This is a genomic window from Litchfieldia alkalitelluris, assembly GCF_002153425.1.
Taxonomy (GTDB): Bacteria; Bacillota; Bacilli; order Bacillales; family Salisediminibacteriaceae; genus Evansella; species Evansella alkalicola.
Genome location: NZ_KZ119600.1, coordinates 87,575 through 105,339, shown reverse-complemented (window position 1 = coordinate 105,339; position 17,765 = coordinate 87,575). Strand labels below are relative to the sequence as shown.

Annotated in this window: 17 protein-coding genes; 11 read left to right on the top strand and 6 right to left on the bottom strand. The window is 40.1% G+C overall.

Annotation, left to right across the window (positions count from 1 at the left end; genetic code table 11):
• Nucleotides 1-80 precede the first annotated feature (80 nt).
• From BW724_RS00605 to BW724_RS00590, 4 genes are all read right to left on the bottom strand, one after another.
• On the bottom strand, nt 81-1,055 hold the full coding sequence (locus BW724_RS00605) for a hypothetical protein (protein ID WP_088073186.1): 975 nt from the start codon (nt 1,053-1,055) through the stop codon (nt 81-83).
• Nucleotides 1,056-1,457: 402 nt separating this feature from the next.
• On the bottom strand, nt 1,458-1,997 hold the full coding sequence (locus tag BW724_RS00600; protein WP_088073185.1) for a hypothetical protein: 540 nt from the start codon (nt 1,995-1,997) through the stop codon (nt 1,458-1,460).
• Between the two features lie 202 nt (nt 1,998-2,199).
• Nucleotides 2,200-2,367 (bottom strand): anti-repressor SinI family protein, encoded by a 168-nt coding sequence (locus BW724_RS00595; RefSeq protein ID WP_088073184.1) that lies wholly within the window; start codon nt 2,365-2,367, stop codon nt 2,200-2,202.
• A gap of 116 nt (nt 2,368-2,483) precedes the next feature.
• Entirely contained in the window at nt 2,484-3,176 is a 693-nt protein-coding gene (locus tag BW724_RS00590; RefSeq protein WP_088073183.1) for a Crp/Fnr family transcriptional regulator, read from the bottom strand.
• A 289-nt stretch (nt 3,177-3,465) separates the two neighbouring features.
• On the opposite strand from BW724_RS00590, the gene BW724_RS00585 reads away from it, so the two are divergent.
• From BW724_RS00585 to BW724_RS00540, 11 genes are all read left to right on the top strand, one after another.
• Nucleotides 3,466-4,872: an alpha/beta fold hydrolase gene (locus tag BW724_RS00585; protein ID WP_088073182.1), complete on the top strand. Its 1,407-nt coding sequence runs from the start codon at nt 3,466-3,468 to the stop codon at nt 4,870-4,872.
• Nucleotides 4,873-4,976: 104 nt separating this feature from the next.
• Nucleotides 4,977-5,894: an ABC transporter ATP-binding protein gene (locus BW724_RS00580; protein WP_417891432.1), complete on the top strand. Its 918-nt coding sequence runs from the start codon at nt 4,977-4,979 to the stop codon at nt 5,892-5,894.
• The gene (locus BW724_RS00575; protein WP_088073180.1) at nt 5,891-6,598 is read left to right on the top strand and encodes an ABC transporter permease; all 708 of its coding nucleotides are present in this window, start codon (nt 5,891-5,893) and stop codon (nt 6,596-6,598) included. Before BW724_RS00580 ends, BW724_RS00575 begins: the two co-directional genes overlap by 4 nt.
• A 1-nt stretch (nt 6,599) precedes the next feature.
• Entirely contained in the window at nt 6,600-7,340 is a 741-nt protein-coding gene (locus BW724_RS00570) for an ABC transporter permease (RefSeq protein ID WP_088073179.1), read from the top strand.
• A 2,384-nt stretch (nt 7,341-9,724) separates the two neighbouring features.
• Nucleotides 9,725-10,264: an RNA polymerase sigma factor gene (locus tag BW724_RS00565; protein ID WP_176371237.1), complete on the top strand. Its 540-nt coding sequence runs from the start codon at nt 9,725-9,727 to the stop codon at nt 10,262-10,264.
• The gene (locus BW724_RS00560; RefSeq protein ID WP_088073177.1) at nt 10,257-11,033 is read left to right on the top strand and encodes a hypothetical protein; all 777 of its coding nucleotides are present in this window, start codon (nt 10,257-10,259) and stop codon (nt 11,031-11,033) included. Before BW724_RS00565 ends, BW724_RS00560 begins: the two co-directional genes overlap by 8 nt.
• Nucleotides 11,034-11,108: 75 nt before the next feature.
• Nucleotides 11,109-11,258, top strand: a complete 150-nt coding sequence (locus BW724_RS24350; RefSeq protein WP_328588679.1) for an RAxF-45 family protein — start codon at nt 11,109-11,111, stop codon at nt 11,256-11,258.
• A 181-nt stretch (nt 11,259-11,439) separates the two neighbouring features.
• Nucleotides 11,440-13,323, top strand: coding sequence for a ribosomal protection-like ABC-F family protein (gene abc-f, locus BW724_RS00555; protein ID WP_088073176.1), 1,884 nt, complete (start codon nt 11,440-11,442; stop codon nt 13,321-13,323).
• Between the two features lie 20 nt (nt 13,324-13,343).
• Nucleotides 13,344-13,799, top strand: a complete 456-nt coding sequence (locus BW724_RS00550) for an ASCH domain-containing protein (RefSeq protein WP_088073175.1) — start codon at nt 13,344-13,346, stop codon at nt 13,797-13,799.
• A gap of 85 nt (nt 13,800-13,884) precedes the next feature.
• Entirely contained in the window at nt 13,885-14,373 is a 489-nt protein-coding gene (locus BW724_RS00545) for a DinB family protein (protein ID WP_088073174.1), read from the top strand.
• Between the two features lie 314 nt (nt 14,374-14,687).
• Complete coding sequence (locus BW724_RS00540) at nt 14,688-15,371, top strand: hypothetical protein (RefSeq protein ID WP_088073173.1); 684 nt, start codon at nt 14,688-14,690, stop codon at nt 15,369-15,371.
• A 206-nt stretch (nt 15,372-15,577) separates the two neighbouring features.
• Here the strand turns inward: BW724_RS00540 and BW724_RS00535 are convergent, their stop codons facing one another.
• Nucleotides 15,578-16,945 carry a HAMP domain-containing sensor histidine kinase gene (locus BW724_RS00535; protein WP_088073172.1) on the bottom strand — a complete coding sequence of 456 codons (1,368 nt, stop codon included), beginning with the start codon at nt 16,943-16,945 and terminating at the stop codon, nt 15,578-15,580.
• Complete coding sequence (locus BW724_RS00530; RefSeq protein WP_088073171.1) at nt 16,942-17,613, bottom strand: response regulator transcription factor; 672 nt, start codon at nt 17,611-17,613, stop codon at nt 16,942-16,944. Before BW724_RS00530 ends, BW724_RS00535 begins: the two co-directional genes overlap by 4 nt.
• Nucleotides 17,614-17,765: the final 152 nt, after the last annotated feature.

Sequence of the window (17,765 nt, the reverse complement as noted above, 5' to 3'; positions counted from 1 at the left end):
ACCCAAACAAACAAAAAAACAGGTAGATCGGCCAACAAAATCAGCCAATCAACCTGTTCACTTTTTAACAAACTAATGTATTATTGTACTTCCCAAGCACCAGTTACTTCGCCATCTTCACCGATTTCAGCAGCATCTAGTAATTCTTGACTTGCAAAGTATACGTTTCCGTCAACTGTAGCATTTACTACACTGAAACCTTCAGCTTCTACGAAAACATCACCAGCAACCGTACCACCTTGGATACGAGTGTTAGGGCTTTGTACAGTTAATGATGGTACATTTAATGTAAATCTAGCAGTTACGTTACGATCTGCATCTTGCTCATATAGAGCTAATTTACGAGCTGGCTCGTCACGGTGTGTGTGCACACCTGCTAATACTACATCTTCATCAACAGTTAAATCGTCGTTGAAAATAACGATCCATGCTCCGTTTTCACTAATACCTTGTAAAAATGAATCTTCATCAGTTACAACTACTTGTGTAGCTCCAGTTACTGCATCAGCTACTGTAGCTTTATCTTCGTTTACTTCCCAAGCACCAGTTACTTCGCCATCTTCACCAATTTCTGCGGAATCCATTAGTTCTTGGCTAGCAAAATATACATTTCCTTCAACAGTTGCATTTACAACACTGAAACCTTCAGCTTCTACTAAAACATCACCTGCGAATGTACCACCTTGGATACGAGTGTTAGGGCTTTGTACAGTTAAAGATGGTGCAGTTAAAGTAAATCTCTCAGTAACATTACGGTCTGCATCTTGCTCATATAAAGCTAACTTACGAGCTGGCTCATCACGGTGAGTGTGTACACCTGCTAATACTATATCTTCATCAACAGTTAAATCGTCGTTAAAGATAATGATCCATGCTCCGTTTTCACTTACACCATTAAAGAATGAATCTTCATCAGTAACGATTACTTGTGTAGCTCCTGATACTGCGTCTTCTCCAGCTGCTTCTTCTGCTGCATCTGCCTCTGGCTCATCTACGGAACAAGCTGCAAAAATAAGTGCTGATAAAGCTAAACCTAGCAAAGCTTTAATTTTCATTGTAATTTCTCCTCCTGATAGTTAAAATTTTAACTTGTGATAGTTTTCACACATAGAATTTTATCATATTTATTAATGATATTAAGCAACTATGTGTGTATATTTTATGAACCAATTGCAAACTTTTTGGACACAAATCACTAAGTAAAAATCACAATTATTAACAAAAGTGTTGACGATCTGCCAATGAGTAACTCCGTACCATTTTATAGTAAATCCCTCATTTATTGAGACTTTCCAGACCTATATAAAAAACAGGTACTGCGATATCACAGCACCTGTTTAATATGAAAACTCTTTTTATATGCAAACTCTACTTTTATTGGCAATCTATTTTTAAATACCAAACTCAATTTAATTTGCACACTCAATTTTATCTGCAAACTCTATTTTTTTAAAAAACTAGTATTCTAAATCTTCCCTTGTCAAAACAAAATCATTTCCCTCCACCGACTCCAGCTCGTTATCCTCACCCACTACATATTGTCCTTTCTCAGGGTGTATTAAGTAGCCATAGGAATTAAGGAACAATACGTAGGATTTTCCCGAAGCAAGGTACTGTTCCCCCTCCACCACAAAAATCGTATCCTCCGTTTCACCGCCACTTTGCTTCACTTCAAGCATCTCGCCAACCGAAACTTCCCCCTTATAAACAGTTGAAACTTCAAATTGTGATACTGTCGTGATTTCTGAATCATTAAGCTCAGTAGATGTCACAACCTCTTTGGCTTCAGATGATTGAACCTTGCCCTCAACTACGATATCAGCATTTGTATACAATTGCTCTACCTCTTCATAGAAAGGGTATTGTCCTCCAGGGCTATGTACCATATTTTTTTCTTCTTTCGAGCTTGACTGACAACCAACGATTACAATAAATGAAGTAACAGCTACAATTCCTAGTACCACTCCGTAAACTAATCTTCTGCGTGATTTATTCATATTGTTTTGCCCTCCCGTCCCCTAATCTTATCTATCTACCTTCATTTTGCAATTTTTCATTTGTTAGTTTTATTGTACCTTTTTAATAGCTACGGTGGAAATAGGCATTGTTAGAACAAACTCCGGTTTACTTCGCTTTCACAACTGCTAGTCTATGAAAAACAAAAAGTCCAGAGCCCCACACTCTGAACTTACATGAATCTTATTTTTTTATAGCATAAGGAGATTTTAAAAATACCCTCACTTCTTCACTAGTGAGTCCGATCGACTTTGCTTCTTTCATAAGAGCTACCCATTCAGGATCTAGATCTTTCTCCGTACCTTCTGATCTTTGCAATTGGATCATTTTAATTTGCTTCTCCTTTAACACCCTAAACCCCCTCCAATAATAGTCACGATCTACACGTACACTGTTGGTAAGTATACAACAGGAATTGATTTATTTCTGTAATCTATTTCACAGTTTAATATTAATTTACTGAATTTTTAGTTAAGTGATTGGAGTTGCTTCACTTCGATTGTCTTTTTCCCTGTGCTTCGGATCATTCCTTCTTTTTTGAGACGACACATATTTGTAGAAACTGATTCCCTAGTTACTCCAAGCATGTTTGCAATTTCTTGATGGGACAAGGGGATAGGAATATCTACAAACGCATTATCCTTCTTTCCATATGTATCTGCCATAGACACAAGGAGGTGCATGATTTGTTCTTTTACACTTCCGGTCGCAATCATCTGAAGCATTTTTTCCCTTTCATGCAATCGCTTTGTTAAGATTTCCATCGCTTTAAAAACGAGGTCAGGATAGTCCTTCAATAGTTTTTGAAAATCCTCCTCTGTAATAGAGCAAAGATGTACATCACATAATGTTTCGATAAAGACATTTTCCGTACCTAAGGAGAATGAACTTAACTGTCCATACGTGCTATAAGGGCCTAATAGACTGATGGTAAAAACTTTTCCCGCTTCATTTATCGTGTATATTTTTAGGGCGCCTTCCTTCACAAAGAAAAGTTTTCGCTCCACCGTATCTGGTTTCTGTATCACTGTATTCTTTTTAATATCCCTATGGTGGATGATTGGTCCTAGTTTCTCTAAATCTTCTTGTGGAAGAAACTCAAAGAACCCTATTTTTGATAAATACCACATTTTGTCCAAAGATTCCTCTAGCCTTAACATCTCCAACGTCCTCCCCCAGTGAACAATATATATACAATTTTACCACCTTTTTCAAAATTCTCGCAATTATTACATTAGTTTTCATCTGGACGAACATTCGTCAAATAGCATGCAAAACGATAATCATTAAGGACATTACTTTCCTTTCTGATTCAATGTATTTTGAGCCTTCTAGCTACTTCTAGTTCATTTTAACTAATGATCGGTAACAAGAAGGTAACAAAAAGAAGGGGGAATAAGCTTTATTGTCGAAATATTATGTAACTTTATGTAAACAGGAGGGGAAAACATGCCTTTAGAATTAGTAAATGGACATAACATGTATTATCAATGGAATGAGTGTAGGGGTGAGAGCAAGGAGGTACTTTTGCTCATTCATGGACTCGCACTTGATTCCTCATGCTGGAAGCGTTTTTCAGAATTACTTGTAATGGATTTTTCTGTTGTCCAGTACGATATTCGGGGGCATGGCCAAAGTCGTTATGGTTATGAGGAGGGGCCGATTACATGGGAAGTTTTGTGTGAAGATATAGAAAGACTCATTACAAGGCTCGGGCTATCAAATATTCATATTATCGCATTTGGATATGGTACACATTTAGCAGTGAAGTACGCCCGCGCGTATCCCGACCATGTCAAAGCCCTTACACTCATGTCCCTTCCATATATGTCAAAAAATAATGCACACTCCCATTTAGCACGGCACGTATTTCCACATATGAAACAGACGATGGAAGCGGGGCATCCCCACTTTCTCCACCAGTATAAAGAACTATTAAAAGGATATACGACACTTGGTCCGGAGAATACTGACCTCAGACATTATTTCAATGTTTTGCTCAGCTACCCAGCAGGGCATTTTTCCAACATAGTTGAGTTAACTTCGAATTCAACACTGCTTCTAGAACTTGCAGATGTATCATGTCCAGTCCTTCTATTAACTGGCGAATTGAATATGACAAGTACAACTTCATTTCTTAATGCAAGTTCTTTTCTATTGCAAAACAGCACGCATATCACCGTTCCCAATGCGTCTTTCCTTCTATTTTTAGAGCAACCTGAATTAGTGACGGAATGGGTTAGACTATTTGCAACTAGGATTAGTGTCGATCATTTCTCCCGAAAAGAATCACAGCAATTTATTCAAATGGTTTTTCAGCCAGAAGAGCAAATAGAATCGCGAAGAGTTCCCATTTTGGACATTCATTTATTAAACAAATTCAGTGTCGAGATAGATTCTATACCAATTGAATTCGGTTGGAATCAACGCCATGCCAAGAGGTTACTTACTTATATAGCCTTTCACCCAGTAACGACACGGGAAATATTGTGTGAAGAGCTTTTCCCACACCTTGCTCAGGATAAAGCAAAAGCAAATTTGAAAGTGTGCCTTCATCATTTGACAAAATTGCTACGGCATCCAAACGGATCTGTGAATGGGTTGTTGTTTCAGCATGGAACGGTTTCAATCCAGTACAAAATAAAATGTGATTTAGCCGATTATGTAGCCGTGGTTCGCCAAGCATATCTTGAGAAAGATCCTAAGATTCGATACGAGTTGTGCAAACAGTTACCAACCTTCCTGCCAGAATCCATCTTAGTAGACAACTATGATGATTGGGCAGTCTCGTTGCGGAATGAAATCGATGCGCAGTTAAGTCACTTGAGTGAATGGATGGAAAATCTATCATTATGAAGTGGTTCGCCGTTTATTGTCCCGTTCTTTTTAAACAAAATTTAAACTTCCTTTACCTCTTCATTTAAACTCCATTGCTTATCATGGGGTTAGAGGTGATAAGAGTGGAAAAACAATACATTGTGAAAACAACGAATTTAACTAAACAATTTAAGTCCACTACTGCAGTGGACAAAGTGAATATTCAGATTCCTAAAGGGGCCATATACGGGTTCTTGGGACCGAATGGCGCTGGGAAAACAACGGTCATTAAGCTGTTACTTGGTTTGATTAAAAAATCAGCTGGATCTGTTTCTATCTTTGGAAAAGAGTTAAAGAAAGATAAAATATCTATTTTAAGACAGGTAGGTTCGTTGGTGGAGTCCCCTTCCTACTATGGTCATTTGTCTGCTCGACGTAATCTTGAAATCATGAGGGCAATTCTTCAAGTACCGAAATCAAGGATTCAAGAAGTTCTTGAAATCGTAAAACTGGAGGAAAATGCAGACCGTCCAGTGAAGGGGTATTCCCTTGGAATGAAACAGCGGTTAGGCATTGCCCAAGCACTCCTTGGTCAGCCTGAATTACTAATCTTGGACGAACCTACAAATGGATTAGACCCGTCTGGAATAATTGAAATGCGGGAACTCATTAAGAGTCTGCCTGGGCAGTTTGGTATGACCGTTTTGGTTTCGAGTCATTTACTTTCTGAGATTGACCAAATCGCTACAGAGGTTGGGATTATTTCAAAGGGAAAACTCATTTTTCAAGATAACATTGAGGTGTTAAGAAAACAGTCTTTAAACAAAATACGAATCGAAACAAATGATTGTAAGGCTGCGTGGAACTACCTTATCACCAAAGGTTATAAAGGGGAGTTCGAAGAGAATCATCTTATTTTTCCAGAAGTAGATAAAACGATCGTTGCAGCAATTGTTCGTACGCTAGTAGAAAGCCAGTTTGATGTGTATAGAGTAGAGGAGGAAAAGCGCTCTCTCGAAAGTATCTTCCTCGAAATGACAGAGGAGGTGCAGACATCGTGATTCTAAAACTATTGCAGGGGGAATTCAAGAAGCTGAAGGTCGGTATGTGGATCCTTGTTTTCTTGGGCCCTATCGGCATTTTTGCCCTGCAAGCTGTTAACTTTGCTGTTCGTTATGATTGGTTGATCGCCCAGGACAGAGAGCCATGGCAAATGCTTCTTCATCAAATCAATATTTTTCTCACACCTGCAATCCTTCTTGGCACAGCACTTCTTGCCTCCTTGATCGCAGGAATGGAGCATGAGACAGGAGCATGGCGTCGCGTACTTACTCTACCAATAAGTCGGATAAGTGTATACTTCACGAAGTTTATTGTCACAGGAATTCTATTATTTATTTCTACCTGTCTCACTTTCGGCGGAACGATCATATTTGGTTACGTGTTCTCGTGGGAGCAATCCATTCCATATGGAGAGATTCTCATCAATAGCTTTTATCCATATTTCGCAGCACTGCCTGTTCTTGGGCTTCAATTATGGCTATCCGTTACGATGAAAAATCAAGGGTCCCCCCTTACCTTTGGCATTACTGGTGCAGTCGTTTCCTTATATTTATATGGTGGACCAGAATGGCTAATTTGGAAATGGCCGTATTTAGAGAATCAATGGGATATTCCAGAAATAAGTGTCCTTTTAGGGGTAATAGTGGGACTCTTAAGTCTAGTGGTTGGTGCTATCGATTTTAACAGAAGGGATGTGAACTAGAATGATAGTTGAAATAGGACGACAACTTCCTTCCCTGATGTATGCAGAGTGGTTGAAAATAAAGGGGTCAAATAGCTTGCCACTGATTTTTGTAAGTCCCCTACTCGCTGCTTTGGCTGGATACTTTTCGATGTTTGACTTCGGTACAAACCAGTGGATTGATCCTTATTTTGCTATGGTGATGATTCATGCGGTACTTTTTTTACCTTTACTAGCTGGGATTTTCACCGCTTCCGTTTGTCGATATGAACATGATCAAGGTGGTTGGAAACAAATCATGTCAATGCCTGTAAGACGAGAAGCGATATATCTGACAAAATTCATTACTGTCCTACTCATCATTGCTGCGACTCAATTGTTATTTTTTGTCGGGCTATTGGGAGTTGGTTCGATCCATGGATTTACGGATCCTTTCCCGTGGAGCTTGATACTAACAAGAGTGTTTATGGGGTGGCTGGCCTGTATTCCTCTTGTTACTTTACAGCTTTGGTTTTCCACTGCTTGGGCTAGCTTTGCAGCGCCTGTTGCTCTGAATGTTATTTTTACCTTGCCTAATATTATGGTGGCGAATTCGGAAAAATTTGGTCCGTGGTATCCATGGGCACAACCCTTCTTAGGCATGATCCTTGGTGGGGAAGGAGATATCTTCTACTCTACCGAAACACTCATTATCGTCATTGTAGGTGGAAGTATCCTCTTATTGTGCGGCGGGCTATTGTATATTAGAAATAAGAGTTGGTAATATGTTCAGATTAGATTAAAGGCGGAAAGTCGATTACCCTACGAAACGTAAAGGGAATCGGCTTTTTTAATTGATATGGGCATATAACCTTTCAAATTCTATGACATTCTTCAGTTATGGGCAGTACCATGATGAAATTAGTTCCCGAAGGGCTTACCTGGCTTATGCTTCGGGCACTATCAGCACGATTTAGTTCCCGAAGCCCTCGACTCACTGTTGCTTCGGGCACTATCAACACGATTTAGTTCCCGAAACGCTCGACGGACTGATGCTTCGGGCACTATCAGCACGATTTAGTTCCCGAAGCCCTCGACTCACCGATGCTTCGGGCACTATCAACACGTTATAGTTCCCGAAGCCCTCGACGGACTGATGCTTCGGGCACTATCAACATGATTTAGTTCCCGAAGCCCTCGACTCACTGATGCTTCGGGCACTATCAGCACGATTTAGTTCCCGAAAAGCTCGACTCACTGATGCTTCGGGCACTATCAGCAAGAAATAGTGCCCGAAACGCTCGACGGACTGATGCTTCGGGCACTATCAGCACGATTTAGTTCCCGAAGCGCTCGACGGACTGATGCTTCGGGCACTATCAGCACGAATTAGTGCCCGAAACGCTCGACGGACTGATGCTGCGGGCACTATCAGCACGATTGAGTTCCCGTAGCCCTCGACGGAATGATGCTTCGGGCACGATCAGCACGATTTAGTTCCCGAAGCCCTCGACGCAATGATGCTTCGGGCACTATCAGCACGATTTCGTTCCCGAAACGCTCGACTCACTGATGTTTCGGGCCCTATCAGCAAGATATAGTGCCCGAAGCGCTCGACGGACTGATGCTTCGGGCACTATCAGCACGAATTAGTGCCCGAAACGCTCGACGGACTGATGCTGCGGGCACTATCAGCACGATTGAGTTCCCGTAGCCCTCGACGGAATGATGCTTCGGGCACGATCAGCACGATTTAGTTCCCGAAGCCCTCGACGCAATGATGCTTCGGGCACTATCAGCACGATTTCGTTCCCGAAACGCTCGACTCACTGATGTTTCGGGCCCTATCAGCAAGATATAGTGCCCGAAGCGCTCGACGGACTGATGCTTCGGGCACTATCAGCACGAATTAGTGCCCGAAACGCTCGACGGACTGATGCTGCGGGCACTATCAGCACGATTGAGTTCCCGTAGCCCTCGACGGAATGATGCTTCGGGCACGATCAGCACGATTTAGTTCCCGAAGCCCTCGACGCAATGATGCTTCGGGCACTATCAGCACGATTTCGTTCCCGAAACGCTCGACTCACTGATGTTTCGGGCCCTATCAGCAAGATATAGTGCCCGAAGCGCTCGACGGACTGATGCTTCGGGCACTATCAGCACGTTATAGTTCCCGAAGCCCTCGACTCACTGTTGCTTCGGGCACTATCAGCACGTTATAGTGCCCGAAGCCCTCGACGGACTGATGCTTCGGGCACTATCAGCAAGAAATAGTGCCCGAAACGCTCGACGGACTGATGCTTCGGGCACTATCAGCACGATTTAGTTCCCGAACCACTCGACGGAATGATGCTTCGGGCACTATCAGCACGATTTAGTTCCCGAAGCCCTCGACGGACTGATGCTTCGGGCACTATCAACACGATTTAGTTCCCGAAGAGCTCGACGGACAGCTGCTTCGGGCACTATAAACATGATTTAGTTCCCGAAGCCCTCGACGGAATGATGCTTCGGGCACTATCAACACGATTTAGTTCCCGAAGCCCTCGACGGACAGCTGCTTCGGGCACTATCAGCACGTTATAGTTCCCGAAGCCCTCGACGGAATGATGCTTCGGGAACTATCAGCACGTTTTAGTTCCCGAACTACACGACTCAATGATGCTTCGGGCACTATCAGCACGTTTTAGTTCCCGAACCACTCGATTCACTGTTGCTTCGGGAACAATCAACATGATTTAGTGCCCGAAGCCCTCGACGGAATGATGCTTCGGGCACTATCAGCACGATTTAGTTCCCGAACTGCACGACTCAATGATGCTTCGGGCACTATCAGCACGTTATAGTTCCCGAAGCCCTCGACGGAATGATGCTTCGGGCACTATCAGCACGATTTAGTTCCCGAACTGCACGACTCAATGATGCTTCGGGCACTATCAGCACGTTATAGATAGTTCCGTATGAGTGGTTCATTATTTTTGAGAGACGGTCCTAACTAACAATCATTAGGGCGTAAAAACTCTGATAAAATAAAGTCAATATTGATTTTTAATATTCTTTAGAGTTTCCGGATACATAATTAGTTTTATTTAAAACTAAACAATTTTATCTAAATAAAACCTTTTTCGTATCACATACGTGTTATGGATGAAAGGGGGAATGAGTATGAAGCGGCCCGAGTTGCGGAAGAAAGAGAATGCTGTTGAAGATGGTGTGTCCGAGCAAGTCGAGGACAGGATCATAGATGCGTATGAGCGGCACATCGACATGGTTTACAGAATTTGTTTTTCCATGATGGGAAATCAACAGGACGCAGAGGATGTGGCGCAGACGGTTTTCATTACGTTGATGGAAAGCAACCCAGGATTCATGAGTGCTGAGCATGAGAAAGCGTGGCTGATTGTGACTGCAAAAAACAAATGTGTTGATCTTCACCGGAAGTGGTGGAAGAAGAAAGTGGTTCGATTTGATTCAAGTAGAATGGAGTGGTTTGGTGCAGAAACACCCCAGTATAGCGAGGTGGCAGATGCACTCAAAAAGCTATCTTCCACGCACAGATTGCTCTTGTATTTACATTATTACGAAGGGTATAAATTAGCGGAGATTGCTATCATGCTCAACCTCAATTTAAACACGGTCAAAACTAAAATGCGAAGCGCAAAAAAACGTTTGAGACTCGAGATAGGAGATGATTTTCATGAATAAAGAGAAACTAACGAGTTTTTTCGAAAACATGTCCCCCACAGAATCTCAAAAAAAGCGAATGAAAAAGGCTATATTATCTCATGGAGATGGGAAAAGTTCACGCTCAAAATCCCCTAATTGGTGGGCCAATAAGGGAGCCAAAGTTGTTGCTAGTGTAATACTTGCGGTGGTTATTATTGGAACCCTTCCATTAGCGGGGAAAGCTGGTGCTGGCATCGTCAACTGGTTTCAAAATCAGTATGACTCCATAATAGGTGCTGTAGAAAATCAAGAGGATCTATTAATTGATGGTGAATTTTCCGTTGAAAAACATGAAAAATTAACAGAGAGGCACGAATACCGAGGGTTATCCAAAGAGAGAGCCGAAGAACAGGCCTTTGTTGATCAATCTTATGAAGTAGCAATTATCCATAGAGCCATGGATTTAGGCATCGATGTAACAAGAGAAGAAGCGCTGCAGCGGGCCTATGATTCCCTTGAGGGATGGGCTGAAATGGATGAGGAAGAAGCTGCTGCTATGGATATAGAGTCTCTGAATCCCATTCAAAGTGAGATTGAAGATTTAAGGCTTAATGAAGATGAGTTTTGGGTTGAACAAAGACTTCATTCTTTCGCTTTTAATGTATTATTGTTTAAGGTAATGGAGCATGAAATGAATGAAAACCCGTCGAAGGGTTGGAATGAGATTCATATGGAAATCGTTAGCGATTTTATCGTTAATGAAGCCGAGAAGTTAGCAGAATTTAGAAAGAAAGTTGGGTTGGATTAAACGAGTTGCCTCTAAATAATTGTTGTAGCTATATTGAATTAAATTCCAGTCAGTGGTAAAATATGACTAACTTTTATGGATCGGAGGTGGGGAAGGATGTTGAATCATACTGTTTTAGTGCATGGATTTTGGATGGAATTCCTTTATTTTATCCGTGCAAAATTTGCTGTTTTAGTTGTTAACGGGAGAAGTCTGTCCTTTTTTAACAACTCAATAGCAAGCTAAAACGGTGAAAAACATCTCTTAACCCACACTATAGAAGGGCGATAAAGGAGAGCATTTTCATGCTCTCCTTTTTGTATAGAATAGAACGCAGCTGGAATGAGTTAGGCGTTCTATTTAAGCTCAGCCATGGGAAGATATGTCTTCTCATGGCTTTTTTGTATCCATAAAAGGAGGAATTGACGTGATTATATGTAGCGTGAATAAAGTTGCTAAGATGTATGGAGGAAACTCTATTTTTGAAAATATATCCTTTGAAATAAAAGAGAAAGAACGTGTTGGTCTAGTTGGAAGAAATGGTAGCGGAAAAACAACTTTAATTCGTTTGCTAGCTGGTGAGGAAACACCGGATACAGGAGAAATTCATTTTAAAAAAGATGCAGCTGTTGGATATCTAACACAAATCCCAGACTACCATAATTCCACATCTACAAAAGAAGTTTTAAGATCAGCTTTCTCGCCTTTACTTCAGATGGAAGAAAAGATGAAACAGCTAGAGGCTGAAATGAGTGTGGAGACGGACTCAAATAAACTTCAAAAACTGATGGGAGAATACGGAGATTTACAAGATCAATATGCCATAAATGGTGGTTATGAGATGGAGTCGAATATTGAAAAAATAGTGCACGGTTTAAATATTCAGCGCTTAATTAATCATCCATTCTCCCAATTAAGTGGCGGAGAAAAAACAAAGGTTGGACTAGGTCTGATGCTATTAAAACAACCAGACCTCCTATTGTTAGATGAACCAACGAACCATTTGGATTTAATGGCAGTGGAATGGCTGGGGAACTTTTTAAGAGATTATAGTGGAACAGTTCTTGTTATTTCACATGATCGTTATTTCCTTGATGAAGTAGTCAACAAAGTGATTGATTTGGAAGATGGAGAAGTAACTACTTACCACACTAACTTCACAGGTTTTGTGAAAGAAAAAGAAGAAAAGCTTCTAAGGGAATTTCAAGCATATGAGGAACAGCAGAAGAAAATAAAGAAAATGAAGGAAGCGATTAAACGGTTAAGGGATTGGGCGAACAGGGCAACCCCACCAAATGCTGATCTTCATAGAAGAGCAAGGAACATGGAAAGAGCGTTAGAGAGGATGGAAAAATTAAATCGACCGATACTAAATCGGACGAAAATGAACTTAGAGATGGAGTCGACGGAAAGAAGCGGTAATGATGTTATTATGCTAAAAGATGTATCGAAATCTTTTGAAGACAAGTTGCTATTCGAGGGCGTTAATATGCATATTACTTACCAAAATCGAGCTGCGATAATTGGAGAAAATGGAACAGGGAAATCTACACTTCTTAAATTAGTTCTCCAACAACTTTTTCCAGACAAAGGAGAGGTACGGATAGGTAGTAATGTTAAGATTGGTTATCTATCTCAAAATATATTCTCTACCGATGGAGACGAAACAGTACTTGAGACGTTTAGGGATGTAGTGAAAGTAACAGAAGGAGAAGCAAGACATATTTTAGCTAGATTTATGTTTTATGGACACATGGTTTTCCAAAAGGTTGCTCAGCTTAGCGGTGGAGAAAGGATGCGTTTAAGGTTAGCCCAATTGATGTACCAAGATATCAATCTATTAATATTAGATGAGCCAACCAATCATTTAGATATTGAGTCAAGAGAAGTATTGGAAGAAGCCCTTGAGGATTTTCAAGGTAGCTTGCTAACTGTATCTCATGACCGTTATTTTCTTAACAAGTTGTTTGACAAGATTTATTGGATAGAGGCTAAGCAGGTCCACTGCTTTGAAGGGAACTATACCTGGGCCAAAGAGAAAATGACAAAGCTAAGAGAAAGTACGTTACAGTTGAGTTTGGAGAAAAAGAAAGAAGTGGAGGTTCCACGTCAACAAAAGGAGCCAATAAAGGATATACAGACGGACAACGAAAGCTTGGAAGAGGACTTGGGTATGTTGGAGGAGAAAATTGTAGAGTTAGACAAAAAGTTATTGGAAGTGGACGACTTGGAGTTACTACAAGAGTTATATAAGGAAAAAGAAGTTTTAGAGAATGAATGGGAAGTGCTTTGTGATCAGCTAGAAAATTAAAAGGGAAAGTGGTTGATAAAATGCAAAATGAATCTGTTAATCGAATGTGGAAGGAATACCAAAAAATAAATCCAAATACGCCAAAAACATATGATGCATGGGCATTTGGCGATTCAAAGGAAATGGCCGATGAACTTGCCGAATTGGTACTAGAAGGTACGAAAACTGCCACTGCATCAAATTATATCTTATATGAATTGGAAAATGAGGAACTGCCATATGCAGGTCTTCTAAATATAATACTTGATGGGGAGGGAAATGCAGTTGCTATAGTAGAAACTACCTCTGTTGAAGTCGTTCCTTTCGATGAAGTCACCGTAGAACATGCCTATTTGGAGGGTGAAGGTGACCGCTCATTGAAGTATTGGCGGGATGTTCACGAAGAATTTTTTAAGAAGGAATTAGAGGGGATTAATCACGGGTTTCATAATAAAATACCAGTTGTATGTGAGCGATTTAAGGTAGTATATAAATAGGTTAATCAACTTTATGATGTAATAGTGACAAGAACTGTCATTATTACATCATAGGATCTAAATTATAAATGAAAGGATGAGTGCAATGAACGCAACAGAGATTTTAAGAAATGAATTATTGGGTGAACTTGAATTAGGGATTCGGTCGATGGAAGGTTTGCTAAGAAAAGTACAAGCGAAGGATTGGGAGTATCAGCCGTCAGACAATATGAGAAGTCTTAAAGATCTTGCTAAGCATATCGTTTCCATACCAGAGGTGGACCTCCATATTTTTCAGGGGAAAGATCAAGAGACGATTCAAAAGCTGGAAGCGAAATACGATCAACTTGAATCGGCAGATGACATGATCAAAGCAATGCATCATGGTTTTGAAGAATATAAAGCTTTTATCCAATCCTTGTCTGAAGAAGATTTATTGACCAAAAAGACAAAGCCGTTTTACCTTGAAGAAGGTAGTATTCAAGCCCATTGGCTCGTTGAAGAGGTTTCACACCTATTCCATCACCGTGGCCAGTTTTTCAACTATTTAAAGCAACTTGGCTATGATGTTACTATGTTCGACCTTTATGTCTAAGCTGATAAACCTTATGATGGCGTTAAATGAAACTGACATTGATGTGTTTAAAGAGGTAGTAAAACGAATGGGAGAAAACTGTAAGTGACAAAAATGTAATCATTTGTTGCTTTTGATCAGATTGGTGCAGTCTTCGAGGAAACTGATAACACTTAGACAAATTTAACACCCTTTACTATAAAGTCATGCCGATATATAGCCTTCATTGGAGGAATTTGATTTACGATTATAAAAATTCGGCAAATCTCTCATGCTACAATGAAAACCGAATGAGAGGGACATGCAATTACATTTAGATAAGGGAGATGTTAATTTTGTTAGCAGTTAATGAAGGAAGATTTCAGTGGAAAGAAAACAAAGTAGCAATGAATCTAGTAACAACTCTACTAGTGGTATACACCTTTTTCATTTTAATGAATGCACATGTCTGGAGTGTTTCCTTTAATGCTGTGGACTACCTCTTAAAACCATTTATATTAACACCAATGTTTTTTCTAGGGTTAACGGCTATTCAAACATGGACAAGCACTGCAGCTCATCGCATCAAAGTGCAAACAGAACGATACACATTTTTCGATAAAACAAAGATGGACAAGCCCCAGGTGATCGGCGTTTTACTTGGACTAAGTTTGCTGGTCTCGTACGGCGCAACTATATCGATTAACTATTTAATTGGGATTAGCTTTCATCCAGTTGAATATCTATTAAAACCAATGCTTATATTCCCAGTTATCGTGTTATTATTAACACTATTCGTCCAGTGGACAAAATATGCAAAAAATTATTTGGCCACATTTATTCGTGAATTAATTACACAATACCGTACATCCATTCTAGTTTTAAAAAGAAATGAGTCATCCTTTAAAGCTAGCAATGAAAGGCAGTTAACTAACAGTGAATATAGTAGGGCAGTTGTTCAAGCTGGCACCCTAAAGCCTAAGTTAAAGTGGGCACATTCAGGAAAGGTAGCCTGCTTGATCCGCGGGCCAACACCATGACCCATACATTTGTTGCGAAAATAGATTTTCCTTAGCATAAAACCATTGAATAATAATGGAGACTAGTAAGGAATGAATAGTGGGAATATAAGCTTGAATATAGATTGAAAGTTCGGGAGTTGGTGGCCCTGGACTTTATAATAGATTAAGAAAAGCCGACATACCCTTTTCATATAAGGGTTTTGTCGGCTATTGCTAATTAACAATCAATGTACGCCACTAATATCTTTCATCAACGTAATTTCCGTCCCGTCTTCCGATGATTTTACCTCCCAAGAAATGTTCATTTCCTTTGCCATAAGCTCCACGATAGATAGTCCAACACCAACACCTGTGTTTTCGGACGTTTGATTCATACCAGGCCCTTTATCTGAAATGATAATTTTTGAGATGGGTTGCTCGCAACTTTCTATTTTAATGTAACAACCAGATTTGGCATGGCGTACGACGTTTTGAAAAAGATTATCTAGAATCCTTTCCAACCACCTTGGATCGACATGCCACTCTATTTTTTCCTCCGTAAGCTTTACCTCCACTTCCATCTGCTCCTGTTCAAAAACTGGATACCATGCTGCGACAGATGCTCGAATCGCACGATTTACATCAATGTTTTCTGGTTGAAAAGTATATTTTCCAGCAGAAAGTAAAGTGTATGATAACAGATTTTCTATCAAGTTATTCAAGTAATCTATTTTTTTATCAATAATTTGTACAGACTGTTTGGCTTCCTCCGTGAGTGTCTCCTTTGACAATGTGTAGTTATGGGCACGGATCGTTGACAAAGGTGTCCGTAAATCATGAGACAAGTTGGCAATTAACTCTTTCCTCAGCTGCTCTTCCTCTTGTTGCCTTTCTTTACTTATGTGAAGTTGTTGGACCATGTCATTAAAGGATGACTCTAGTTGTCCAATTTCATCCTTCACGCCAACAGTAACAGGTGCTGGCATTTCTGTGTGATCCATTTTCATAGAATCCTGTAACTTGCGTAATCGTTTCCAGATTCTCCTGAAGAATAGCCAAGACAGGATCACAAAAATAATAAGAAATAATAAAACAGCAGCAATGTAAAGTATTTCGAAACTAGGATCTAATTGTGAAATAGGTGGTTCTACGAGTACTCTCGGGATTTGAAACACCATAAATCCTTGATACTCTTCTAATAAAGTTACGACTGTGTAAGGATCGCCGCCATAACTGTTTTTCATGAACGTAATGATTTCATTAGGGCTCCAGTTCTCTGGAATATGAACCGATTCATCGGAATGTTGCTGAAACTGCGTTTTACCTGTTCCGTCAACCAAGTATACAGAAGAATCTTTGTAGTTCCCCTGTATAACACTTATCTCATTAATAATAACTTCAGTGGGAGAATTGCTTAATTCTTGAGCTTTCTCGTGCCACATTGATTCAATCTCAGACGCACTGTATGTAGTAATACTGTCATGATTAAACGTGAGTGCAGGAATGTAGGTGAAAAATGAGGCCAGAACAAATGAAAACGGTAGAACGAGCATAGCACAAATCACGAGTCCGATATACATAGTCTGGAGCGAATTTGTAAATTTTACTTTCATAACTTTAACCGATATCCAATTCCACGAATGGTTTCAATAATCGTAGGATTAGCTGGATCCTTCTCTATTTTTTCTCGTAAAAAACGGATGTGCACCATCAATGTTTTATCTCCATCTATGTATGTTTCTCCCCAAACATTTTCATAGATTTGTTCCTTCGTGACAATTTGCCCCCTATGTTTTGATAAAAAATCTAGTATTTGCAACTGTTTCGAAGTTAAAGGAATTTCTTCAGTTGTTTCCGTGTGTTCTAGTCGGTAATTTTTAGGGTGATACGTCAAGTGTTGAATAGGAAGGATAGTATCCTCCGATTTTTCAAACCGTCTTAATAGAACGTTGATTCTTGCTGCAAGCTCATCAGGATGAAAAGGCTTCGTTACGTAATCATCAGCAAATTGAAGTCCTTCTAGTTTATCGTCCACTGCTGTACGTGCAGACAGCATCATTACTGGAACAGTTGGATGGCTCTTTTTAATTCGCTTACCTAAGGAAAAACCGTCTAGCCCAGGAATCATAATATCTAAAATGACGATATCTGTATCAGGTGCGTAATCCATCGCTTTATCCCCGTTCGTTAACCAAGTAACTTGATAGCCCCTTTGTGTAAGGTCTTTCTCTAGCCAGGAACCAATCTCTATCTCATCTTCTATGTAGAGTATTTTTGTCATCCGTATCGCCTCACTTTGCTTTCATTCTATTATTTTATGAAAAAAATGTATAGCGTTATATGGAAAGTGAGGATTTAATAATACCATAAGCTTCACCACCCATATTAGAACTGTTTCACCATCAGTTATCACTTTCTTATATGCTATATCCT